This is a genomic window from Scopulibacillus daqui, assembly GCF_016908855.1.
Taxonomy (GTDB): Bacteria; Bacillota; Bacilli; order Bacillales; family Sporolactobacillaceae; genus Scopulibacillus_A; species Scopulibacillus_A daqui.
Genome location: NZ_JAFBER010000015.1, coordinates 1 through 21,082, shown reverse-complemented (window position 1 = coordinate 21,082; position 21,082 = coordinate 1). Strand labels below are relative to the sequence as shown.

Below are 21,082 nucleotides of genomic sequence, written 5' to 3'. Positions count from 1 at the left end.
ATAATATAGCTTGTTGGAATCGTACGGAAATCTAAATAAGAAGGGGTTTAAGGATGATTTTTAAATCACAAAGTGTGCTTCCTGCTGTTAGAAAAATTAAAGATTTTGAAAGGCTGATGGATTCGAAAAATGATTTTGTTGTGATTTTGGACAGCCATGTAGCCCAATTAAGATCGCTGGTAAATATCGCCCGCCAACATAAGAAGAAAGTTTTGCTGCATGCTGATCTCGTTCATGGCTTGAAAAACGATGAATATGCGGCGGAATTTTTGTGCCAAGAAATTAGACCGAACGGCATCATTTCAACCCGGGGGAACGTTTTGTCAGTGGCCAAGAAGCGGGGGCTTATCACCGTGCAGAGATTATTTTTGCTTGATTCGCTTGCGCTTGAAACAAGCTATCGATCATTGGAAAAAGTTCAGCCCGATGTGATTGAAGTGCTGCCGGGGCTGGTTCCGAAAATGATTATTGAGATTCGTGATCGGACAAAACTTCCCGTGATTGCCGGCGGATTAATCCGTACAGAAGAAGATGTCCGCCAGGCCTTTGAAGCCGGCGCTTCAGCTGTGACAACATCTTTGAAAGGTTTGTGGCACCTTAATGCTTAAGCTATAACAGCTTAATAGCCGCCAAAAACGGCCGCCTTGAAAACTGAGACGGTCGTTTTTGGCGGCGCGGCTTGGAACAATGCAGCAATTAAAAATGCCTTTTTTCCTATTTGGATTGAACGCATGAATAATCTTTCATAATTTATTGACAACGCTTTCATAGTATGGTAGTCTTATTATAAGTTAATAATCGAGATTGAGACGATGAGACTCACAACTGCTGTAAAATCCTTTTAAAGTTTTTACAGCTTATTGGTTGTGAGTCTTTTTATTCGAGGAGGCAGTCAAGATGTCAGGATTTCTGGGAGAAGTCATTGGAACAATGATTTTAATTATTCTTGGGGGCGGTGTATGCGCCGGCGTTAATTTAAAAAAATCAGGTGCTGAAAATTCCGGATGGATAGTAATTACCTTTGGCTGGGGTCTAGGCGTTGCAATGGGGGCTTATGCTGTAGGACAATTTAGCGGGGCCCATTTAAATCCGGCTGTAACGTTAGCGTTTGCAATGATTGGGAAATTCCCATGGTCTCAAGTGCCAATCTATATTATTGCACAAATGATTGGGGCATTTATTGGTGCATGTATTGTCTATCTGCATTACTTGCCGCATTGGAGAGCGACAAAAGATCCAGCTGCAAAATTAGCTGTTTTCTCCACAGGTCCAGCCATACCTCATACCTTTTCAAACTTGCTGAGCGAGATTATAGGGACTTTTGTTTTAGTGATAGGTTTATTATCTATAGGGGCTAATAAATTTACTGAAGGATTGAATCCATTAGTTGTCGGATTTTTAATTTTAGCCATTGGCTTGTCACTGGGCGGAACAACAGGATATGCTATTAATCCAGCACGTGATTTAGGACCGAGAATAGCTCATGCAGTTCTGCCTATTGCCGGGAAAGGGAGCTCCAATTGGGGTTATGCATGGATTCCTGTTGTGGGCCCAATATTGGGCGGTATATTTGGCGCGTTATGTTATAAGGGGTTTTTCCTTGGGGAATTTATGCTGAGCTTTTGGATTGTAGGCTTTATACTATTAATCGTAATCATAGCCGCTTATATCACAGAAAAGAAGATTCCAGCGAAAAGCTATATGGAATCACAGTCTGTTAATGTACAGGAGCAATAAGAATGAGGTGGATATTAAATGGAGAAAAAGTATATTCTAGCGCTTGATCAGGGAACAACTAGTTCACGCGCGATTTTATTTAACCAAAAGGGGGACATTGTTCAAATTTCACAAGAAGAATTTAAACAATATTTTCCTAAGCCAGGCTGGGTTGAACACGATGCGAATGAAATTTGGGGCAGTATATTATCGGTTATTGCCGGCGTTTTATCTACCGCCGATATCTCGCCAAATGAAATTGCCGGCATTGGCATTACCAACCAAAGGGAGACAGCGGTTGTTTGGGACAAAAACACAGGCAAACCTATTTATCACGCCATTGTATGGCAATCCCGCCAAACTGAGGATATTTGTGAACAGCTGAGAAAGAAGGGCTACAATGAGCTGTTTAGATCAAAAACGGGATTGCTGCTTGACCCGTATTTTTCGGGAACTAAAGTTAAATGGATCTTAGATCACGTTGACGGCGCGCGTGAAAAGGCTGAAAGAGGCGATTTGCTGTTTGGAACGATAGACTCTTGGCTTGTTTGGAAGCTGTCTGGCGGAAAAGCGCATGTTACCGATTATTCCAATGCATCGAGGACGTTAATGTATAATATTCATGATTTAAAATGGGATGACGAGTTGTTGGATATTTTAGGCGTCCCGAAATCGATGCTGCCTGAAGTCAAATCTTCTTCAGAAGTTTATGCTCATACGATCGACTACCATTTCTTCGGCGAAGAGGTGCCGATTGCCGGGATTGCCGGCGATCAGCAATCCGCGTTGTTTGGGCAAGCATGCTTTGATGTCGGCATGGCGAAAAATACTTACGGCACCGGTTGTTTTATGCTGATGAACACAGGGGATAAGGCTGTCCAATCTGATCACGGCCTGCTGACAACCATTGCATGGGGATTGGATAATAAAGTGGAGTACGCGTTAGAAGGCAGTATTTTTGTAGCCGGCTCTGCCATACAATGGCTGCGCGATGGTCTGAAAATGATTGAGAGCGCACCGGAGAGTGAAGCCTATGCAGAGAGAATTTCTTCTACTGACGGGGTCTATGTTGTTCCGGCTTTTGTAGGTCTCGGTACACCGTATTGGGATAGCGAGGTCAGAGGCGCTGTCTTTGGTTTAACGAGAGGAACGGAAAGAGAGCATTTTGTCCGGGCAACATTAGAATCGCTTGCTTATCAATCGAAAGATGTTTTGGATGCAATGGAGACGGACTCAAGAATACAATTAAAATCCCTTCATGTTGATGGAGGGGCGGTCGGAAATAACTTCTTGATGCAGTTCCAAAGCGATATTCTTAATGTCCCTGTCGAGCGCCCGACAGTCAGTGAAACGACTGCTCTCGGCGCAGCTTACCTAGCGGGGTTAGCTGTGGGGATATGGCAAAGCAAAGATGACATTGTCGACAGATGGAAAATAGACCGCACCTTTGAACCGAAAATGAATGCTTCCGAGCGTGATAAATTATATAATGGATGGAAAAAAGCTGTTCAAGCAGCAATGGCATTTAAATAATTTACAAATCACTTTTTATGCGGTATAATAAAGATAAGTTAATAAAGTACGGTCAAGGTTAGTGAGAGACCATAATACCCTATGTATTGTTGTATTATTGCGCATTCATGGGAGTATTGTGGTCTTTTTTTGTGCTTATATTGGCTGAAAATGAGACTTTTTACAGCGGAATTGACGGCAATTCCGGATGGATGGGGTTTAAAGCAAATTTCTTTTATTGATAATTATTTATAGGGGTGATCACTATGACATTTTCAAGCAGAAGACGGACTGAAATTTTAGAGAATATGGCAAATGAAACGCTTGACCTTCTTATTATCGGCGGCGGGATTACAGGCGCCGGCATCGCGCTTGATGCCAGTGTACGCGGATTAAATACAGGACTTGTAGAGATGCAGGATTTTGCGGCCGGGACATCGAGCCGTTCAACTAAGCTTGTTCACGGCGGTTTGCGTTATTTAAAGCAATTCGAAGTTAAGCTTGTCGCTGAAGTCGGGAAGGAGAGAGCCATTGTATACGAAAATGCCCCTCATGTGACACAGCCTGAATGGATGCTGCTGCCGATTTATCAAGGCGGAACCTTCGGCAAATTCTCAACATCCATTGGTCTTGCAGTCTATGATTTCTTAGCGAATGTGAGAAAGCATGAAAGAAGAACCATGCTGAATCGCGAAGAAACTCTTAAAAAAGATCCGTTATTAAAGAAGGAAGGCTTAAAAGGCGGCGGCTACTATGTCGAATATCGCACTGATGATGCGAGGTTAACTATCGAAGCCATGAAAGAAGCCGTTTCTCGCCGAGTTAAAGCTGTTAATTATACGAAGGCTGAAGACTTGCTTTATGACGATCAAGGGAAAGTGACAGGGATTAAAGCTGTTGACCAATTAACCGGTGAATCGTATGAAATTTACGCTAAAAAAATTGTCAATGCCGCAGGCCCTTGGGTCGATACATTAAGGGAAATCGACCATTCAAAAAAAGGGAAATACTTGCATCTGACCAAAGGCATTCATATTGTTATTGACGGCGAGCGTTTCCCAATGAAGCAAGCTGTATACTTTGATACAACAAACGGCGACGGACGGATGATTTTCGCCATTCCGAGAGAGGGCAAAGTATACGTCGGCACAACGGATACAACTTATACCAGCGATCCAATCAACCCGCGTATGACAGCTGAAGATCGTGATTATTTAATTGAAGCGATTAACGGCATGTTCCCAAGTGTTCATCTAACGGCTGAAGACGTTGAATCCAGCTGGGCCGGGGTAAGGCCGCTGATTCATGAAGAAGGCAAGTCGCCGTCTGAAATTTCCAGGAAAGATGAAGTTTTCTTATCTGATTCGGGCTTAATTACAATCGCCGGCGGCAAATTAACCGGTTATCGCAAAATGGCTGAACGTGTCGTTGATATCGTTTCCGAACAGCTTCTCCAAGAAGAAGGCAAACAATTCCCGCCATGCGCAACAGACGGCATCAGACTATCCGGCGGAAATGTCGGAGGATCAGACGGCTTTCCCGCTTATATAGAAGATAAGGTGAAAGAAGGCCTAAAAGCCGGTTTAACGCATGATCAGGCAGAACAATTGGTTAAAAAGTACGGATCTAATGTTGAGCAATTATTTGAGATCATTCAAAAAGAAAAAGATCATACATCAACAGACCGCTTGCCAATTGACATTCTGGCAACGGTTATTTACGGTATTGAAAATGAAATGGCTGCAACGCCGCTTGATTACTTTTTAAGAAGAACAGGAGCGCTGCTTTTCAATATCGATTGGGTTCATCAATGGAAGGAGCCGGTGATCGCATTTATGGCAGATTATTGCCAATGGACGGCCGATGAACAGGAGAAATACACCGAAGAGCTTGAACAAGCGCTGTATCAAGCGGTTCACCCGGCAGATTAAGAGCTTGTCTGATAAGTCCTTAAAATGAAGCAAGTGGAGGAAAACAATTTGTTTTTCTCCGCTTGCTTTTATATTTTTTCGATTTTTCTTCGAAAGCAGCTGGCGGCTGCCGGCTGCTTTCAGTATAAGGTGGCATCTTTGTCCGTTTTTGAAAAGCTGTTGCGATCCCCAAAGTTTTCGATCTATTCCTTGTACTTAGCTAGTCGTGGTATGTAATCTTCCCGAATCAGTTTTAAAGGTTTCTTCCATTGACTGCGTTCTTGGCGCTTTTCCTTACGAATCTTGGCATCTGTTTCCTTTTCAATTTCCTCTGTCAGTTTTTCTACTTTTTCTTCTAATTCCTTTGCGGCTGTCTCCAAATTTTGTTCGGTGATCTCTGTATTTTGCTCGTTTTTCTTTTCTCCCGTTCCAGCTTCTGATTGAGTGAGTTCATGTATGTGCTCTAGTGTTTCTTGAATTTTTTCCTTTAATTTTGCTTCGAATTTCTCTGTCGATTTTTTCCACACAAAAGAATACTTATTGGCATTGGCCTCAATCTTAGTGCCATCCAAAAAGTAGTTTTCCATGGTGATGTATCCGTCTTCAATTAATTGTAGAATCATGGTCTCAAATAAATCATCCATTAAGACTTTCATCCGTTCCCCGCGGAATTCATTGATCGTGCGAAAGTCTGGCTGCTGCATCGCCGCCAACCACATGGCAGGGATATTTTCTCTTGTCAATTTTTCGATGCCGCGACAAGAGTAAACCTTTTGGGAATAAGCATAGAGAATAATTTTAAGCATCATTTTCGGATGATAGGAACTTCTGCCGCCGCCTTTATAATGAGAAAACAATTGGTCATCTGGCACAGCTTCAACCATTTCATCCACCACACGTGCGACATGATGCTCTGGTATGAGTGATTCAATATCAAAAATAGCTTGAACTTGACGGTTATTATATGGTTTGAAAGTAGGGGATAATTGTCTTTTGGCGTTCTTTTTATCCTCTGTCTCTGGAAGAAATGTCATTTGCGTGTTATAATTATCATGATTACTCATAAAAAATCGTCCTTTCTTTAAATGTTTGTTTGGTAACTTCATTTTACAAGATTGGGCGGTTTTTTTGTGTGCTTTTTTAAATAAAAAATGAAAAAGGGGCGCCAAAAAGTCAGTTATACTGACTTTTTGGACAGCCCCTTTTTCTTATAAGCGAAGCGATTTTATCAGGCATAAAGTTGAGTCAGTTAGGCTAAAGGACATCATTTTCATACGATTCTCCTATTTTTAGTCATAGTTAAAGGTTTTTGTAGAATCCTGAAGAATTCTTAAGCCAACCATGTGAAGACACTTGGGAATACATTATGGGAGTGAGTATATGATAAAGGGTTTTAAAGCCTTAATGATGTCATTAGCCTTATTCACATGCCTTGCTCTGCCCGTTACAGGCGCAGAAGCCCATGCAAAGGGACCAGGTTATACGCCTTCTTCCGATCAAGAGATTGCTCCGCATGAACTTATTGTGCATTTTAAGCCGTCAGTTTCTGCCGCTTCATCCAAGAACATCGTTTCACAGACCGGCGGCAAGGTGATAGATCAAACGGATAATTTTGTTGTCATTAAAGTAAAAGGAAAGCTTTCAGATGCTGTTAAAAATCTTGAAAAGCAAAGCACTGTCGACTATGCCGAACCCAATGTTATTTTCCACGCCATGTATATTCCCAATGATCCGGCCTATACCATCCGGCAATATGCCCCTCAAAAGATTAATGCTGAAAAGGCATGGGATGTCACACAAAGTTCTCCACAAGTTAAAATTGCCATCGTTGACTCAGGTGTGGACTACAATCACCCCGATTTAGCAGGAAAAGTCATAAAGGGACACGATTTCGTCGACAATGATAATGATCCAATGGATGAAAATGGCCACGGCACGCATGTGGCAGGAATCGCAGCCGCAAACACAAATAACGGCAGAGGGATCGCAGGAATCGCTCCGAAGGCGTCAATATTAGCCGTTCGTGTTTTAGGTGCAGATGGGGACGGTACATTGAGTCATGTTGCCCAAGGCATTCGCTATGCGGCTGATATGGGAGCCCAAGTCATTAATTTAAGTATAGGAGGAAATACGGGCTCCAAAACTTTAGAAGATGCAGTAAATTATGCGTGGAATAAAGGATCTGTCGTTGTTGCGGCCGCTGGAAACGAAGGTTCATCATTGCCAAGCTACCCTGCCTATTATTCTCACGTTATCGCCGTAGCAGCAACTGACCAAAAGGACAAGCTCGCACCCTTCTCAAATCACGGTTCGTGGGTAGATATTGCAGCCCCGGGGGTTGACATCTATTCAACCATCCCTGGAGGAAAATATGCAAATTTATCGGGAACATCCATGGCTTCCCCGGTTGTGGCCGGTGTAGCTGGTTTGCTTGCTTCACAAGGGGAAAATGCTCCTGAGATTCGTTCTACGCTAGAAAAAACAGCTGATAAAGTTCCCGGCACCGGGGTGCTCTTCCAAAATGGCCGTATAGATGCAGCAAAAGCTGTTAAACAGTAAGAATCGAAATTTAAATAGAGGGTATATTTTCAAAGCTTCTGATCGCTTAAATGCCGGCGATGCAGGGGCTTTTTATTGACATTTGACAACACATGCAGCCTTCAAACTTTAAAAGCTGAACGGTGTTCGGTGTTGGTTGTCGAAATATACGAGGCGTTTTATTATATCGTTGCCTCATACTGAATATTATGGTAAAGTCGATATACAACTAAAATTCGGAACCTTCATACCGATTTTCGGAACAATAATAGCAAGGTGTTTATTTTTTTAAATAAACAATGATACCGGTTACAAATTAAATCAAGAGGAAGGCGTACCTTATGAATACAATTGATTTAAATTGCGATTTAGGAGAAAGTTTTGGCGTCTACCAATTAGGCCATGATGAAGAAATTTTAAATGAAGTGACTTCAGTCAATGTGGCATGCGGATTTCATGCAGGCGATCCGTCTGTGATGAGAAAAACGGTGCAGCTGGCCTTAACTAAAAATGTACGGATCGGCGCTCATCCAGGCTTACATGATTTAGTTGGTTTCGGGCGCAGAAATATGAACATTTCGCCCAGAGAAGCTTACGATATCGTTGTCTATCAAATTGGCGCTTTAAATGGATTTTTGCAAGCTGAAGGCGGAAAGATGCAGCATGTCAAACCTCATGGCGCTTTATATAATATGGCTGCAAAAGATAAGCGTTTATCCGAAGCGATTGCTGAAGCTGTTTACAAAGTGAACCCTGAACTGATTTTATACGGATTATCCGGCAGTGAATTAATACGAGCTGGAAAAGCCATTGGATTGCGAACAGCAAGTGAAGTTTTTGCGGACCGAACTTATCAGCAAGACGGTACATTAACCCCTCGAACAGAAGAGAATGCCTTAATTGAAGATGACAGGGAAGCTGTTTCCCAAGTGATCCGCATGGTTAAGGAAGGGAAAGTTTTGTCTCAGCAAGGCGTCGATGTACCGATACAAGCTAATACCATTTGTATTCACGGGGATGGTGCCCATGCCCTAACTTTTGCGCGTTATGTAAGGTCTTCTTTGGAATCTTCAGGAATTGCAGTTAAAGCAATCTGCGGGTAGCGGGCAGATATAGGCACAAACCAATCATGCATCACTCAAAAACACTATTCGGAAAGTTAATAGGGCTATCGGATATCATAAACGATTAGAAGATGATAGAGCTGCATGCTTATCCAGCTGAAGCAGACGATTTGAACAGGATCCTTTTGCCCAAAAGCTAAAGCGATTTTTATGATTACTCATGCTCCGAATCATCAGTTTAGCAGATATGCTTGATAAGCAATGAGGCGTACTATGGAAAGTGGTGAGCATTATGTCAAAGTTTGCATTTGATGTGTCGCCTTTAGGCGATTCTGCTGTTTCGGTTACTTTTGGCGAGGAAATAAACTATGAAACGCATAAAAAGATTAAAATGTTAATGGATTTACTTGAAAGAGATTCGTTTGCAGGATTCATTGAATGTGTTCCGGCATTTGTGAATGTGACGATCTATTACGATCCGCTCATTGTTCATCAAGAGCATAAAAAAAGAAAAAAGGATGACTTTATATCACCGTTTAAAGCGGTGAGCAATATCATTGAACAGAAATTAGAACAATTAGAAACTGATAAAACGTTCCAGCAACGGACCATATCGATACCCGTTTGCTACGGCGGAGCATTTGGGCCTGATTTGGAATATGTGGCCCGTTTTAATGATTTAACGACTGACGAAGTCATTCATATTCACTCTGCCGGTGAATACCTGGTCTATATGATAGGTTTTGCACCGGGTTTTCCGTTTTTGGGCGGACTGTCCGAAAAAATTGCCGCACCGAGACGCTCCTCGCCGAGAACTTCTATTCCGGCAGGCTCTGTCGGTATCGCCGGTATGCAAACCGGTGTTTATCCTATTTCAACGCCGGGGGGATGGCAGCTCATTGGAAAAACACCAATGAAACTATTTTTGCCAAATGAAAATCCCCCGAGTTTATTACAAGCGGGAGACGTGGTTAAATTTTATCCAATATCTCGTGATGTCTACGAGGAGATGGTTTATAAGGAGGGGGGACAATGAGTTTTCGCGTCGTCAAACCGGGGCTGTTGACAACCGTCCAGGATCTCGGAAGGAAAGGATTTCAGCAGCATGGCGTCGTTGTCAGCGGAGCAATGGATTCATACTCACTTCGAATCGCCAATTTGTTAGTCGGAAATAAAGACAATGAGGCTGCGCTTGAAATGACGTTAACCGGTCCAACGCTAAAAATAGAAAAAGATTGCTTAATAGCCATTACGGGCGGTGATTTGACCCCTTCAATTGACGGACAGTCCGTTCCGATGTGGAAGCCTGTCTATATTAAGAAAGGGCGCACTCTTAAATTTGGCCCATGCCGATCAGGCTGCCGGGCTTATTTATCCGTTTCAGGAGGATTTCTTATACCGAAAGTCATGAATAGCAAAAGCACCTATTTAAGAGGCCAGTTCGGCGGCTTTAAAGGCAGAGCATTGCAGGAGGGGGATGTTATTCCTTTTAATCAGCATGAATGCCGCCGCAATGAGTATAAGAAGGAACGATTTACTGGCCCGTTCGCTGCTTGCAATTGGTCTGTTAATGTTGAACCATTATTGCCGTTTACCGGCAGCCCGGTCATTCGGGTAACAAAAGGCAGACAATTTGGCGGTTTTTCAGGCTCTAGCCACGAATCTTTTGCCAAAGAGGCGTTTGTTGTTACGAATCAATCAGATCGCATGGGCTATCGGTTATCAGGTCCTTTATTGGAATTAGAAAATAAACGCGAGTTATTGTCCGAAGCCGTCACAAATGGATCCATTCAAGTGACGCCGGACGGCAATCCTATCATTTTATTGGCGGATTGCCAAACAACAGGCGGTTATCCAAAAATTGCTCAAGTGATTACGGCAGATTTACCATTAATCGCCCAAGTCAAACCAGGGGAATCTATACGATTTTCTTATGTCTCCTTAGAAGAAGCTGAGCAACTATATCTGGAAAAGGAACAGCACCTGCAACAATTAAAAACTGGCATTTTGCTGGCTTTTAATAGAAAACACTCGACAAAAGCCTTGATAAAGCAGGCGTGCGCGAACGAGAAAACAAGAAGAGGCAATGAATAACTATTTTCAAAAAAATGCCGCAGGGCTTGAGGGCATTTTCTCATATAAAGGAGAAATATCATGCAAGCGAGCAACAAAACGGTTATAAAATCTATGAAAATACTTAAACTTTTCCTGACGCATGCCAAACTGAGCTTCAATGACATGATGGAGCATTCGGGTATTCCGAAAACCTCTTTGCATCGCATGATTCGTTCACTTGAAGAAATGGGATTTTTAACAAAAGATGAAGACGGCTATTATTCACTTGGATTGTTATTTTTGCAATTTGGGCAGCTTGTTGCTGATCGTTTGGATATTCGAACCATTGCCCGGCCTTTTATGAAAGAACTTCGAGATGATGTGGAAGAAGCTGTTCATCTTATAGTGAAAGACGGAAATGAAGCCATGTATATTGAAAAGCTAGATACGCCTCAGCCGGTGCGGTTATACACATCAATCGGAAGACGTTCGCCTCTCTATGCTGGAGATTCTCGAATTATTCTTGCCTATTTACCAAAGGAAGAACAAGAGGCTTACATCGAAACGGCAGAATTAAAGCCGGTTGGGATGGGTACGATTACGGATAAGCGCATGCTCCGCCAGTTATTAGATGAAGCAAGAGAAAATGGTTATGCCGTTACCAGGTCCGAATTAGAAGATTATACGGCATCAGTGAGCGCGCCAATATTCAATGGCCAAAATCAAGTGGCGGCTGCTATCAGCATCGCCGGAATTGAGGCTCGTTATCGAGAAGAGCGTTTGCCGGAATTAATTGTAAAAGTGAAAGAAACGTCTATGAAGATTTCGAAGAAGCTGGGTTATTCTTTTTAAAAAGATTCGTCTCTGAGCTGCCTTAAATAATTGAGGTCAGCTCTTTTCTTATACGATGGAAAAGGAATTTAAACAATCGCATAGAAAGGATGAGATGAACAGGTGATTTCTAAGAAAGGAAGAGATTAAATGAAATTTATCTCACACGAAGACAATGTAGGCAACGAACATGTTTTAAAGGGGATTAAAAGTCTGCATGGGAAAATATTTCAAACTGATATAAGTGATCTTTCGAAAATAATGAACGACAAAAAGCGTCTATTCGTCTGTGCAGCCACAGACAATGAAAAAGTCAGTGGTTATAAAGTCGGTTACGAAAGAAAAGAGAAACAATATTACAGCTGGATTGGCGGCATTCATCATGATTATCGCCGCAAAGGGATCGGTTCTCATTTAATGAGAATACAGCATGAGTGGTGTCAATGTCATGGATACGAAACCATTCAAACAAATGTTTTGAATAAAATACGGTACCGGGGTATAATATAATCGAAGTTAGAGAGGTGAGGCTAATGTGTGAACATCATTCAATTGATATAGATATGCATCCGGAAAAGAAGCCAAGGACACCGAGGAGCGAACAAGAAAAGAAGCAAATTATTAATCGCTTAAAAAGGATTGAAGGCCAAGTCAGAGGGCTGCAAAAAATGGTTCAGGATGACCGTTATTGTGTCGATATATTAATCCAAATTTCCGCCATTCAAGCCGCGCTTAAAAACACCGGATACTCGCTCCTTGAGCGCCATACAAAATCATGTGTTGCCAATGCTGTAAAAGAAGGGGAAGGTGAGCATTATATTGATGAATTAATGAAGGTGATCCAGCAATTCTCCAAATAAGCAGGGAGGTGATATTGTTGAGTAAGGAACTGAATATCAGCATCACGGGCATGACATGTGCCGCTTGTTCCGCCCGGATTGAAAAGGTTCTAAATAAAATGGACGGTGTTGAGGCGAATGTCAATTTAGCTTTAGAAAAAGCTAATATAAAAATTGATGAGAACCTCGTCCATCCAAAGGATATAGTGGCAAAGATAGAGAAGCTCGGCTACGGCGTCAGAAAAGAAACAGTTGACTTAGATATTAAAGGCATGACATGTGCGGCTTGCGCCAGCCGAATCGAAAAAGTCCTTAAACGTATGGACGGTGTGGCAATGGCAAATGTCAATTTGGCGGCTGAATCGGGCACCGTCGAGTATGAACCGGACGTCGTCCATTTAGAGGACATTATTCATAAAGTAAAAAAACTTGGCTATAAAGCGGTTCTTAAACAAGACCAAGAAGAAAAAAACGCCGCCAAGAAGAAAGAAATACGAGGCAAAGAGATCAAGCTCGCCATTTCAGTTATTCTTTCTTTGCCGCTTCTTTACACAATGGCCGCCCATTTGCCTTTTGATACGGGATTACATGTCCCGGGTATATTAATGAATCCATGGTTTCAATTTGTTCTTGCTACGATTGTTCAATTTTATATTGGCGGACAATTCTATGCCGGTGCTTTTCGGGCGCTGCTGAATAAAAGCGCCAATATGGATGTGCTTGTTGCTTTAGGGACTTCCGCCGCATATTTTTACAGCTTGGCCGAGACGCTCCGCTATCAATTCGGCGCACTGGCGAAACCGGATTTATACTTTGAAACAAGCGCGATTCTGATTACGCTTATTTTATTAGGAAAATGTCTTGAAGCCAAAGCCAAAGGACGGACTACGGAAGCGATCAAAAAGCTTTTCGATCTTCAAGCCAAAGAAGCGGCAGTGGTCCGGGACGGCCAAGAAGTGAAAATACCTGTTAATCAAGTGCAAGTTAGCGATCAACTGATTGTTAGACCTGGCGAAAAAATACCTGTAGACGGTATCGTTATCGAAGGGCGCACATCTGTTGATGAATCGATGATTACAGGCGAGTCGCTTCCTGTTGGAAAGAATGAAGGTGATACCGTTATCGGCGCCACCTTAAATAAAAATGGAACCATTAAAATGAAAGCTGAGAAAGTCGGCAAAGATACCGCCCTCGCCGGCATAATCAAAATTGTTGAGGAAGCGCAAGGATCTAAAGCGCCTATTCAGCGGTTGGCAGATGTTATTTCAGGCATCTTTGTTCCGGTTGTTATTGGCATAGCTGTCCTGACCTTTTTAGTTTGGATAATCTTTGTATCACCTGGCAGCTTGCCGCAAGCCTTAGAACCCGCTATTGCTGTTCTAGTGATTGCTTGTCCATGTGCTTTAGGGCTCGCGACACCGACATCAATGATGGTGGGGACAGGGAAAGGCGCAGAACACGGCATTCTTTTTAAAGGCGGTGAATACTTAGAAGCAACGCAAGGATTGAATGCTGTTCTACTTGATAAAACAGGTACGATAACGAAAGGAAAACCGGAAGTGACCGACTTTCTGACTGTCAATGAGGACGAAAGTTCAATGATTTTGTCAATGGTCGCGTCTGCAGAAAAGTCAAGTGAACATCCATTAGCCCAAGCGATCGTTGAGTATGGCAATGAGCAAGGAATTGAAAATGTTAATATTGATGATTTTGAAGCGGTGCCCGGTCATGGGATCAAGGCGTTGGCCAATCAGAAGCCATTGTTCATCGGTACGCGCCGATTAATGGAAAAAGAAAATATAAGCTATTCCAATCTGGAAAATAAAATGTCCCAGCTCGAATTGGAAGGCAAGACAGCCATGTTGATTTCTTATGATAATAGCATAAAAGGCATCATTGCGGTTGCGGATACGATCAAAGAATCTTCAGCCAATGCCGTCAAAAAAATAAAGGCGCTTGGCATGGATGTCTATATGATAACCGGCGATAATACTCGAACAGCCAATGCTATTGCCAAACAAGCAGGCATTGATCATGTCTTCGCGGAAGTTCTTCCAGAAGACAAAGCAGAAAAAGTGCAAATGATGCAAAAAAAAGGCATGAAAGCAGCAATGGTCGGCGATGGTATTAACGATGCGCCTGCCCTTGCGGCCGCCGATATCGGCATGGCTATCGGCACTGGGGCAGACGTTGCCATTGAAACGGCTGATATCACGCTTGTGGGCGGAGATTTGGATCATATACCAAGAGCCATTGAATTAAGCAGAAAAACAATGGGAAATATCCGCCAAAACTTGTTTTGGGCGCTGATCTATAACGCTGTCGGCATACCGATTGCGGCTATTGGTTTATTGGCTCCTTGGGTTGCCGGAGCTGCAATGGCATTCAGTTCAGTTTCGGTTGTCATTAACTCATTGCGTCTCAAGCGTGTTAAAATATAAAAAAATCTCGTTTGACATTATCTGAAAAAGGAGTTTTTAATCATGGAAAACATAACACTTAACGTCCAAGGTATGACTTGCGGTCATTGCGAGGCGGCAGTGACGAATGCATTAAAAGAACTAGACGGTGTTTCAGCCGTTAAAGTGCACCTCAGCGAAGGAAAAGTTGACGTAAGCTTTGACAAAAGCAAAGTCACTATTGAGAAAATGAAAGAAGCTATTGAAGATCAAGGATACGATGTTGCCTAAATGAAAGGGGAAGACATACAGCGCCTTATGAAAGCAGGCGCTGTATTTTTGATTTTATGTCATGAGTTTGTTTGTCGGCATCCAAAATATCTTTTAAACATATTTGGTTTAATTGATGGAAAAAATCTTTATGGTATTTTCTTTCATAGTGCCATGGCGCTAAACCAAAGGCATAACTTCCATCCGCATAATATTCATTTTCCCGGATATCGACCTTTCGCAATTGGTATTTGCTCAACATATATTCATAAAGTTCATTAAAAAGTTTCGTCTCGGCATCAAGAAAACTATAACGCTCTTGATCAAACATGACTAATTCTCCGCTTTGATTAACATAGGAATTTGCATAACGAAAACAATTTAGGATAATTTTTGTATTAGGAAGATGATCTTGTACAAAATGATAAAAGTCGTCGAACGCTTTTTCCCATAATGGTCTGTAAATATTCATGTCGGCGCGAAATCGATAGCTGTTGTCATACCTTTTTTCGCGAAAGAACTTAGTTTTTCTGAAACCATTAGGGTTATTGGTTAAATAACAATTGCCTGACTGAACAATGCCGTACCGCATATCAGCATAAAAGTCAACAATGATATAATCTGGCTGATTATTTTTAATTTCATTTAAGTATTCTTTAGATAAATCCGCTAATAATGTGTTATGCCTATGTTTGCTTATTTCCTCCGACAATTCCAAATCGTCTTCGGAAAGGTTAACTTTCGGAGACATTAAGCTGATGATGGAACATTGCCATGCTGTGCTTATACATTCATAAAACGCTTTATACTCAGGAACAAAACTTCTATTAAAAACATCTCTCGAAACACAAGAACCTATGACAGAAAAGGTAATTTTCGACATTTATCATCCCTCGTTTGGTCTTGTAAACCCGTCTTAATGATTAATTTAAAAAATTCAAGCAAAAATTCATTGTAATATTTGGTTTCATAATGCAAATAACTTAGTTTCCATTCATGCATCGCAGATGAATGAAACTTGCGATGGGTAAGGTCTATATAGTATATATCATCATCATTAATCAAACCTTCTAAAGTTCTTAACAGCTTATTTTTCTTTTGAATATCGTTTCTTTGGAGACTTTTTAATTGATAATTTTTTTCATAATAAGAACTGACAAAGCATGCTGAATGAACAACAATTCTCGTTTGAGGGCAGACTATTTTCAATTGCTTAACAAACCTATTAAATGATGCTGCCCATTTTTTTGCATATTCGGTCTGATTTGAAGAAATAGTAAAGCTTTCTGCGTTTTCTGGTATCTCAGCATAGTCTAATTTCTTCTTATTATTAGTCACGTATGCATCCCCGATCCGGAGTGCACCGTAAGTGATGTCTGGAATAAAATCCATGACGACAAAGTCCGGCATAATGGTTTTTAATTTATCAAAAATGCCCTTCTCAAAATCTTCGGTCATGATTTTTTTTGTAAAGGGGCTTATCCCAGTTTTCAAGGCAACGTTTTTTACCGGATCAGACATGATGCTGATTAAAGAAGACTGATAATGGAGAAGAGAAACTTCCAAAATATTATCCAAATCAGATAGACTGCTTAACTCGAAGCATCCTCTAGTAGCAGCTGATCCTATGACAGCAACTTTAATTTTTTGCAAAAGCTATTCCTCCCGATGATGTCAAGCTTAATATCGATTCAATGAAGTTTAAAAACAACCATATATCAATCATTTTATAATGGGCAAACCTATTGTTAAAAAATGGGTTAAATATCAAAAAAATATATTTGAACCGTATCGTAACACAAAATCAATCATCTATCAACTTAGATTAATTTTGTAAGTATGTGTCATTAAAAAAGATAGAAAAACCGATGCCTAGATTCCTGGTATCGGTTTTCTATCTTCACTTTGATATACTTGTTTCAATGAATAAGCCGGCGAAACGTTCGCCCTGAAATGAACAGTCTATTTTGCATGATCTTTTATCACATGATGAAGGACATCCGGGTAATTTGTAAACATACCCGTTACGCCCCAATCCAATAATTTCTTCATATCCTCTTTACGGTTGACCGTATAAGGATGAATAAGCAGGCCATTATGTCTTATTTTTTGCACATAGTCACGATCGATAGCTTCATAATTTGGCCCAACGCCGACAGCATATTTTTTGATGTCATTTATTTCTTTTTGGGAAATCTTTGCCTTTTGAGAATAAGAAAGCAGCTGGATGAGCGGAATATCAGCATCCATAGCGTGAATTTTCATAAGGCTTGGTTTGCTGAAGGATTCAATGATTACTTTGCCGGATTTGCTGCCAGGTCCGATGAGCTTATTTTTCTTCAGTATATTAAGCAGTTTTTCTTCCATGCCTGGATAAACTTCTGGTGATTTTGTTTCAATATAATAGTTTGTACTCCGGCCGAAAGTATGAATAATGTCTTCAAGTGTCGGCACCTTTAGTCCGGCATAATCAGGGTTTGCTTTTTCAGGATATTTTTTGTTGAACCATGAACCGGCATCCAGCTTTTTAATCTCAGAAAGGGTATGGTCTTTAACCATTCCGGTGCCATTGGTGGTTCGATCTAACGTTTCATCATGCATAGCGATGAGTTTGCCGTCCTTAGTCATCTGCAGATCGATTTCAATATAATCTCCCTTTTGTTTCTTAGCTAGTTTGTAGGAAGGTATGGTATGTTCAGGCGCGTATCCCGAGGCACCACGGTGAGATATGTCCAAAATATGATTAGGATTCAATAAAGATTGGCTTGATTTCGCGTACGATTGATTAAATGAAGCAACTGTGCCAATAATCGCAACAGATGCAGCGATGAGGGTTGTTTTCATTATTTTTTTCAGCACTTCTTTTTTCCTCCAATAAAACATTAATCTTTCAAGTGAGATTAATAGATTGTTTCCATGATTTAAACATCAGTCATTTAATTCAAAGGCCAAAGAATTAAGATCTATTGCCAACATGTTGGTTATTGTCATACTAGCATAACGGGTGCTTCGTTTGAATGAAATTTACAAGATTCTAACAATAACTTTACTATAACTTCAAAATCTACAGCGTCATATATTTTATTTTCCAGCAATGGTTAATGAAGAGAGTTAAAACTTAATCATTTATTTACAATGCGTAAAAACTATCTTAACAACCGTAAAATATGATAGAGATAAAGAAAAGATAACAACCATTGGCTAAAGACGATTAGGAACGCCCCGTGAAAGACTTGGTTGAAATGATTCATCGGGAGGAAGTATTTCTAATTGTAAATCCAGGTTAATAAACTGAAAACGAGGGGTGAAGAACATGAATAAAGACATTTGCTATTCTGACTTAATTTTATTAACAAACAGCGTTGAACAAAATATCAGAAAATTGGTTAACTATGGGGCAGATAAGATTGAGCTGCTTATGGATGGCGTAGAATGGGATGAAATGGACAGCCAGATTGAAAAAATGAAAAAGGTTGTCAAAAACTATAATATTAAATTTATGGTTCATCCGCCGGCTTGGGATATCAATTTGACCAGTGAGAATAAAGCGATCCGCGACACTTCTTTTGAAGAATATAAAAGGTCTATCCTGTTCGCTCATGAGATTGAAGCTGAGCATGTTGTCATTCACCCGGGATTTTGCTTTTCACCGATCTTTGATAAAGCTATAGCAAGAAAAAGAGCAGAAGAATATATCGGACGTCTATGTCAGGTTGCCAAACCTCTAGGGGTAAAATTAGCGATTGAAAATGTTGGGTATAACGGCACATCAATTTTTACCGAAGATGAATTTGCCGCATTTCTTGATGAAACGGATGATATTGCCGGCTATTTAATTGACACGGGACATGCTCATTTGAATCAGTGGAATATCCCTGAAATGATTCGCTGTACAAACTCAAGGCTATTCGGTGTTCATATTCATGATAATTCCGGGGATCGTGATGACCATTTGCCAATCGGTGAAGGAACACTGGATTGGCGGCCGATTTTTAATGAATTAGAGAATGTCAATCCAAATTGCCAATTGATACTAGAATATGCTCCGGGAACCAAACTGGAAAAGTTAACGGAAAGCAAGCAGCTGATGCTGGAAAAGGGACTGATTTTTCATTGATGGACCTAAGTCTGTGTGAGGCTTGCCCCTTTGATTTTAACAGCACCATTTATCCCTTTAATTGGCATAATATTTGGAATACATCAACGAAAAGGAGGAGAATAAATGGGATTTGAACAACTGGATTCATTAAAACTTAGAGCCTTTCAAAGACGGGTTACCTTGCTGTCGGCGGCAGGTACATTCCTTGATGGGTTTGATTTGACCGTGATAGCGGTTGCCATGCCGCTCATTTTAAGTCAATGGAATGTAGGGCCTGTCCTCCAAGGGCTAATAACTTCTTCTGCTGTTGTCGGGTCGTTAATCGGCGCCCTTTGTTTAGGGAATTTGACAGATAAATTTGGCCGGAAAGCCATGTATGTCATCGACTTGCTCGCCTTTGTCGTTTTTGCCGCTTTAACGGCTTTCTCGCAAACGGCATGGCAGCTCATACTCTTTCGTTTTTTATTAGGCGTTGGCATCGGCGCTGATTATCCTATTTCCGCAACGCTTGTTGCCGAATTCAGTTCAACAAAAAGCCGTGGTCAGCACAGCACGTTTTTAGGCGCAATGTGGTTTGTCGGGGCTGTTGCTGCTTATCTTGCCGGAATCTTGCTGCTGCCCTTAGGCCCGAATGCATGGCGGTATATGCTTTTAACAGGAGCTGCTTTTGCATTAATTGTTTTCTTATTTCGAGTTAAGCTTCCGGAGTCGCCGAGGTGGCTCGCAGCAAAAGGACGCGTAAAGGAAGCAGAAGACATTATGAAAAAAGTTACGGGGCAGAAGGTAATTATAAATAGTCAAATCGGCCAAAGACAAAAAGTTACAGATCTATTTTCTAAAAAACTTTTTCGCCGCACTTTTTTTGTCTGTGGATTCTGGTTTTGTTATGCGGTTGCTTATTACGGCATTTCAATGTATACACCGACGATTTTAAAACCATTGTCCCACGGCTCGCAACTAATGACGTATATTGGGTCCGGAACGATCAGTATACTTGGTTTGCTTGGAGCCATCGTGGGACTCAACCTTGTAGAAAGAATTGGGAGAAGACCGTTGATATTGATATCCTTTTCCGGATTAACAGCCGCTCTTGTTGTTTTGGCTATCAATCCAAGTCCGTCCATGGCATTTTTGGTTATTCTTTTTAGTTTGGCGGTGCTTTTTGCCAACATGGGCGGCGGCATACTCAACTTTGTTTATCCTGCAGAATTATTCCCGACAAGTATACGGGCAAGCGCATCGGGGTTAGCAACCTCTGTCAGTCGAATAGGTTCAATAATGGGAATATTAGTGTTTCCTAATTTAGTTGCAGCGTGGGGAAACAGCCATGCCCTTTGGTTCTTTGCGATAATCAGTTTAACAGGATTGATCATTTCAGCGCTGTTAGCCCCGGAAACAAAAGGCTGCAATTTAGAGGAATTAAATCATGAGGCGATGTTGCAAGATCAAACTGCAAATCCCGATCGGCCTGTATTTCGTAATATGTAGCTCAAATAAAAAATTGCTCTAACCCCTTTAGAATAGATTTAAAAATATAGAAATCATATATGTAAGAATGAGGGTGTCCCTTAAAAGCCGAGCTTTTGGAACACCCTCTTTATCATTTATTGCACTTGTAGATTTTTGAGACTTTAGAATCAATGTATGATTCGGGATAAAAGTATCAATTTTATCAAACTTCATTTGAAATGGAAGTGATTTGCTATAATTGGATAAGCAGAAACTTTATTTTAGGAGAGGAGCGATACCTGTGGACCCATTCATAAGTTCGGTTCGTAAAAGATCGCCATTTCAATCCCATTTATTTGAGTATTCAAAATCGACGCACACCATACATAAATGTCTCAAT

Annotated in this window: 19 protein-coding genes; 15 read left to right on the top strand and 4 right to left on the bottom strand. The window is 41.1% G+C overall.

From position 1 onward, the window contains the following. Positions 1 to 53: 53 nt before the first annotated feature. The 4 genes from JOD45_RS11030 to JOD45_RS11015 all read left to right on the top strand — a co-directional run bounded on the left by JOD45_RS11030 (position 54) and on the right by JOD45_RS11015 (position 5,159). On the top strand, positions 54 to 608 hold the full coding sequence (locus JOD45_RS11030; RefSeq protein ID WP_205003948.1) for a glycerol-3-phosphate responsive antiterminator: 555 nt from the start codon (positions 54 to 56) through the stop codon (positions 606 to 608). A gap of 289 nt (positions 609 to 897) precedes the next feature. Then, positions 898 to 1,737 carry an MIP/aquaporin family protein gene (locus JOD45_RS11025; protein ID WP_205003947.1) on the top strand — a complete coding sequence of 280 codons (840 nt, stop codon included), beginning with the start codon at positions 898 to 900 and terminating at the stop codon, positions 1,735 to 1,737. Positions 1,738 to 1,755: 18 nt separating this feature from the next. Continuing rightward, positions 1,756 to 3,249, top strand: coding sequence for a glycerol kinase GlpK (glpK, locus tag JOD45_RS11020; protein ID WP_205003946.1), 1,494 nt, complete (start codon positions 1,756 to 1,758; stop codon positions 3,247 to 3,249). A 245-nt stretch (positions 3,250 to 3,494) separates the two neighbouring features. After that, entirely contained in the window at positions 3,495 to 5,159 is a 1,665-nt protein-coding gene (locus JOD45_RS11015; protein ID WP_205003945.1) for a glycerol-3-phosphate dehydrogenase/oxidase, read from the top strand. Between the two features lie 182 nt (positions 5,160 to 5,341). On the opposite strand, the gene JOD45_RS11010 is transcribed toward JOD45_RS11015, so the two are convergent. Beyond that, positions 5,342 to 6,202 (bottom strand): transposase, encoded by an 861-nt coding sequence (locus tag JOD45_RS11010; RefSeq protein ID WP_205003944.1) that lies wholly within the window; start codon positions 6,200 to 6,202, stop codon positions 5,342 to 5,344. Between the two features lie 316 nt (positions 6,203 to 6,518). Between JOD45_RS11010 and JOD45_RS11005 the strand changes: the two genes are divergently transcribed. From JOD45_RS11005 to copZ, 9 genes are all read left to right on the top strand, one after another. Beyond that, a complete protein-coding gene (locus tag JOD45_RS11005; RefSeq protein WP_205003943.1) occupies positions 6,519 to 7,697 on the top strand; it encodes a S8 family peptidase in 1,179 nt (392 codons plus the stop codon). Positions 7,698 to 8,017: 320 nt separating this feature from the next. Then, a complete protein-coding gene (pxpA, locus tag JOD45_RS11000; protein ID WP_205003942.1) occupies positions 8,018 to 8,779 on the top strand; it encodes a 5-oxoprolinase subunit PxpA in 762 nt (253 codons plus the stop codon). 253 nt (positions 8,780 to 9,032) lie between these two features. Beyond that, positions 9,033 to 9,776 carry a 5-oxoprolinase subunit PxpB gene (gene pxpB / locus JOD45_RS10995; protein ID WP_205003941.1) on the top strand — a complete coding sequence of 248 codons (744 nt, stop codon included), beginning with the start codon at positions 9,033 to 9,035 and terminating at the stop codon, positions 9,774 to 9,776. Continuing rightward, complete coding sequence (locus tag JOD45_RS10990; protein WP_205003940.1) at positions 9,773 to 10,834, top strand: 5-oxoprolinase subunit C family protein; 1,062 nt, start codon at positions 9,773 to 9,775, stop codon at positions 10,832 to 10,834. Before pxpB ends, JOD45_RS10990 begins: the two co-directional genes overlap by 4 nt. A 60-nt stretch (positions 10,835 to 10,894) precedes the next feature. Then, positions 10,895 to 11,647, top strand: coding sequence for an IclR family transcriptional regulator (locus JOD45_RS10985; RefSeq protein WP_205003939.1), 753 nt, complete (start codon positions 10,895 to 10,897; stop codon positions 11,645 to 11,647). Between the two features lie 129 nt (positions 11,648 to 11,776). Beyond that, on the top strand, positions 11,777 to 12,136 hold the full coding sequence (locus JOD45_RS10980) for a GNAT family N-acetyltransferase (RefSeq protein WP_205003938.1): 360 nt from the start codon (positions 11,777 to 11,779) through the stop codon (positions 12,134 to 12,136). A 23-nt stretch (positions 12,137 to 12,159) separates the two neighbouring features. Next, entirely contained in the window at positions 12,160 to 12,486 is a 327-nt protein-coding gene (locus JOD45_RS10975; protein WP_205003937.1) for a metal-sensing transcriptional repressor, read from the top strand. A 50-nt stretch (positions 12,487 to 12,536) separates the two neighbouring features. Continuing rightward, the gene (locus JOD45_RS10970) at positions 12,537 to 14,906 is read left to right on the top strand and encodes a heavy metal translocating P-type ATPase (protein ID WP_239549229.1); all 2,370 of its coding nucleotides are present in this window, start codon (positions 12,537 to 12,539) and stop codon (positions 14,904 to 14,906) included. Positions 14,907 to 14,948: 42 nt separating this feature from the next. Beyond that, positions 14,949 to 15,155 carry a copper chaperone CopZ gene (gene copZ / locus JOD45_RS10965; protein ID WP_205003936.1) on the top strand — a complete coding sequence of 69 codons (207 nt, stop codon included), beginning with the start codon at positions 14,949 to 14,951 and terminating at the stop codon, positions 15,153 to 15,155. Between the two features lie 25 nt (positions 15,156 to 15,180). Here copZ and JOD45_RS10960 read toward each other — a convergent pair whose 3' ends face one another. From JOD45_RS10960 to JOD45_RS10950, 3 genes are all read right to left on the bottom strand, one after another. Beyond that, on the bottom strand, positions 15,181 to 16,017 hold the full coding sequence (locus JOD45_RS10960) for a DUF6270 domain-containing protein (RefSeq protein WP_205003935.1): 837 nt from the start codon (positions 16,015 to 16,017) through the stop codon (positions 15,181 to 15,183). Beyond that, positions 15,990 to 16,787 carry a DUF6270 domain-containing protein gene (locus JOD45_RS10955; protein ID WP_205003934.1) on the bottom strand — a complete coding sequence of 266 codons (798 nt, stop codon included), beginning with the start codon at positions 16,785 to 16,787 and terminating at the stop codon, positions 15,990 to 15,992. The genes JOD45_RS10960 and JOD45_RS10955 overlap by 28 nt, the downstream gene beginning before the upstream one ends. 309 nt (positions 16,788 to 17,096) lie before the next feature. Beyond that, positions 17,097 to 17,990 carry a glycerophosphodiester phosphodiesterase gene (locus JOD45_RS10950; protein ID WP_380896873.1) on the bottom strand — a complete coding sequence of 298 codons (894 nt, stop codon included), beginning with the start codon at positions 17,988 to 17,990 and terminating at the stop codon, positions 17,097 to 17,099. A gap of 457 nt (positions 17,991 to 18,447) precedes the next feature. Between JOD45_RS10950 and JOD45_RS10945 the strand changes: the two genes are divergently transcribed. After that, positions 18,448 to 19,251, top strand: coding sequence for a sugar phosphate isomerase/epimerase family protein (locus JOD45_RS10945; RefSeq protein WP_205003933.1), 804 nt, complete (start codon positions 18,448 to 18,450; stop codon positions 19,249 to 19,251). A gap of 105 nt (positions 19,252 to 19,356) precedes the next feature. Further along, on the top strand, positions 19,357 to 20,721 hold the full coding sequence (locus tag JOD45_RS10940) for an MFS transporter (RefSeq protein WP_205003932.1): 1,365 nt from the start codon (positions 19,357 to 19,359) through the stop codon (positions 20,719 to 20,721). Positions 20,722 to 21,082: the final 361 nt, after the last annotated feature.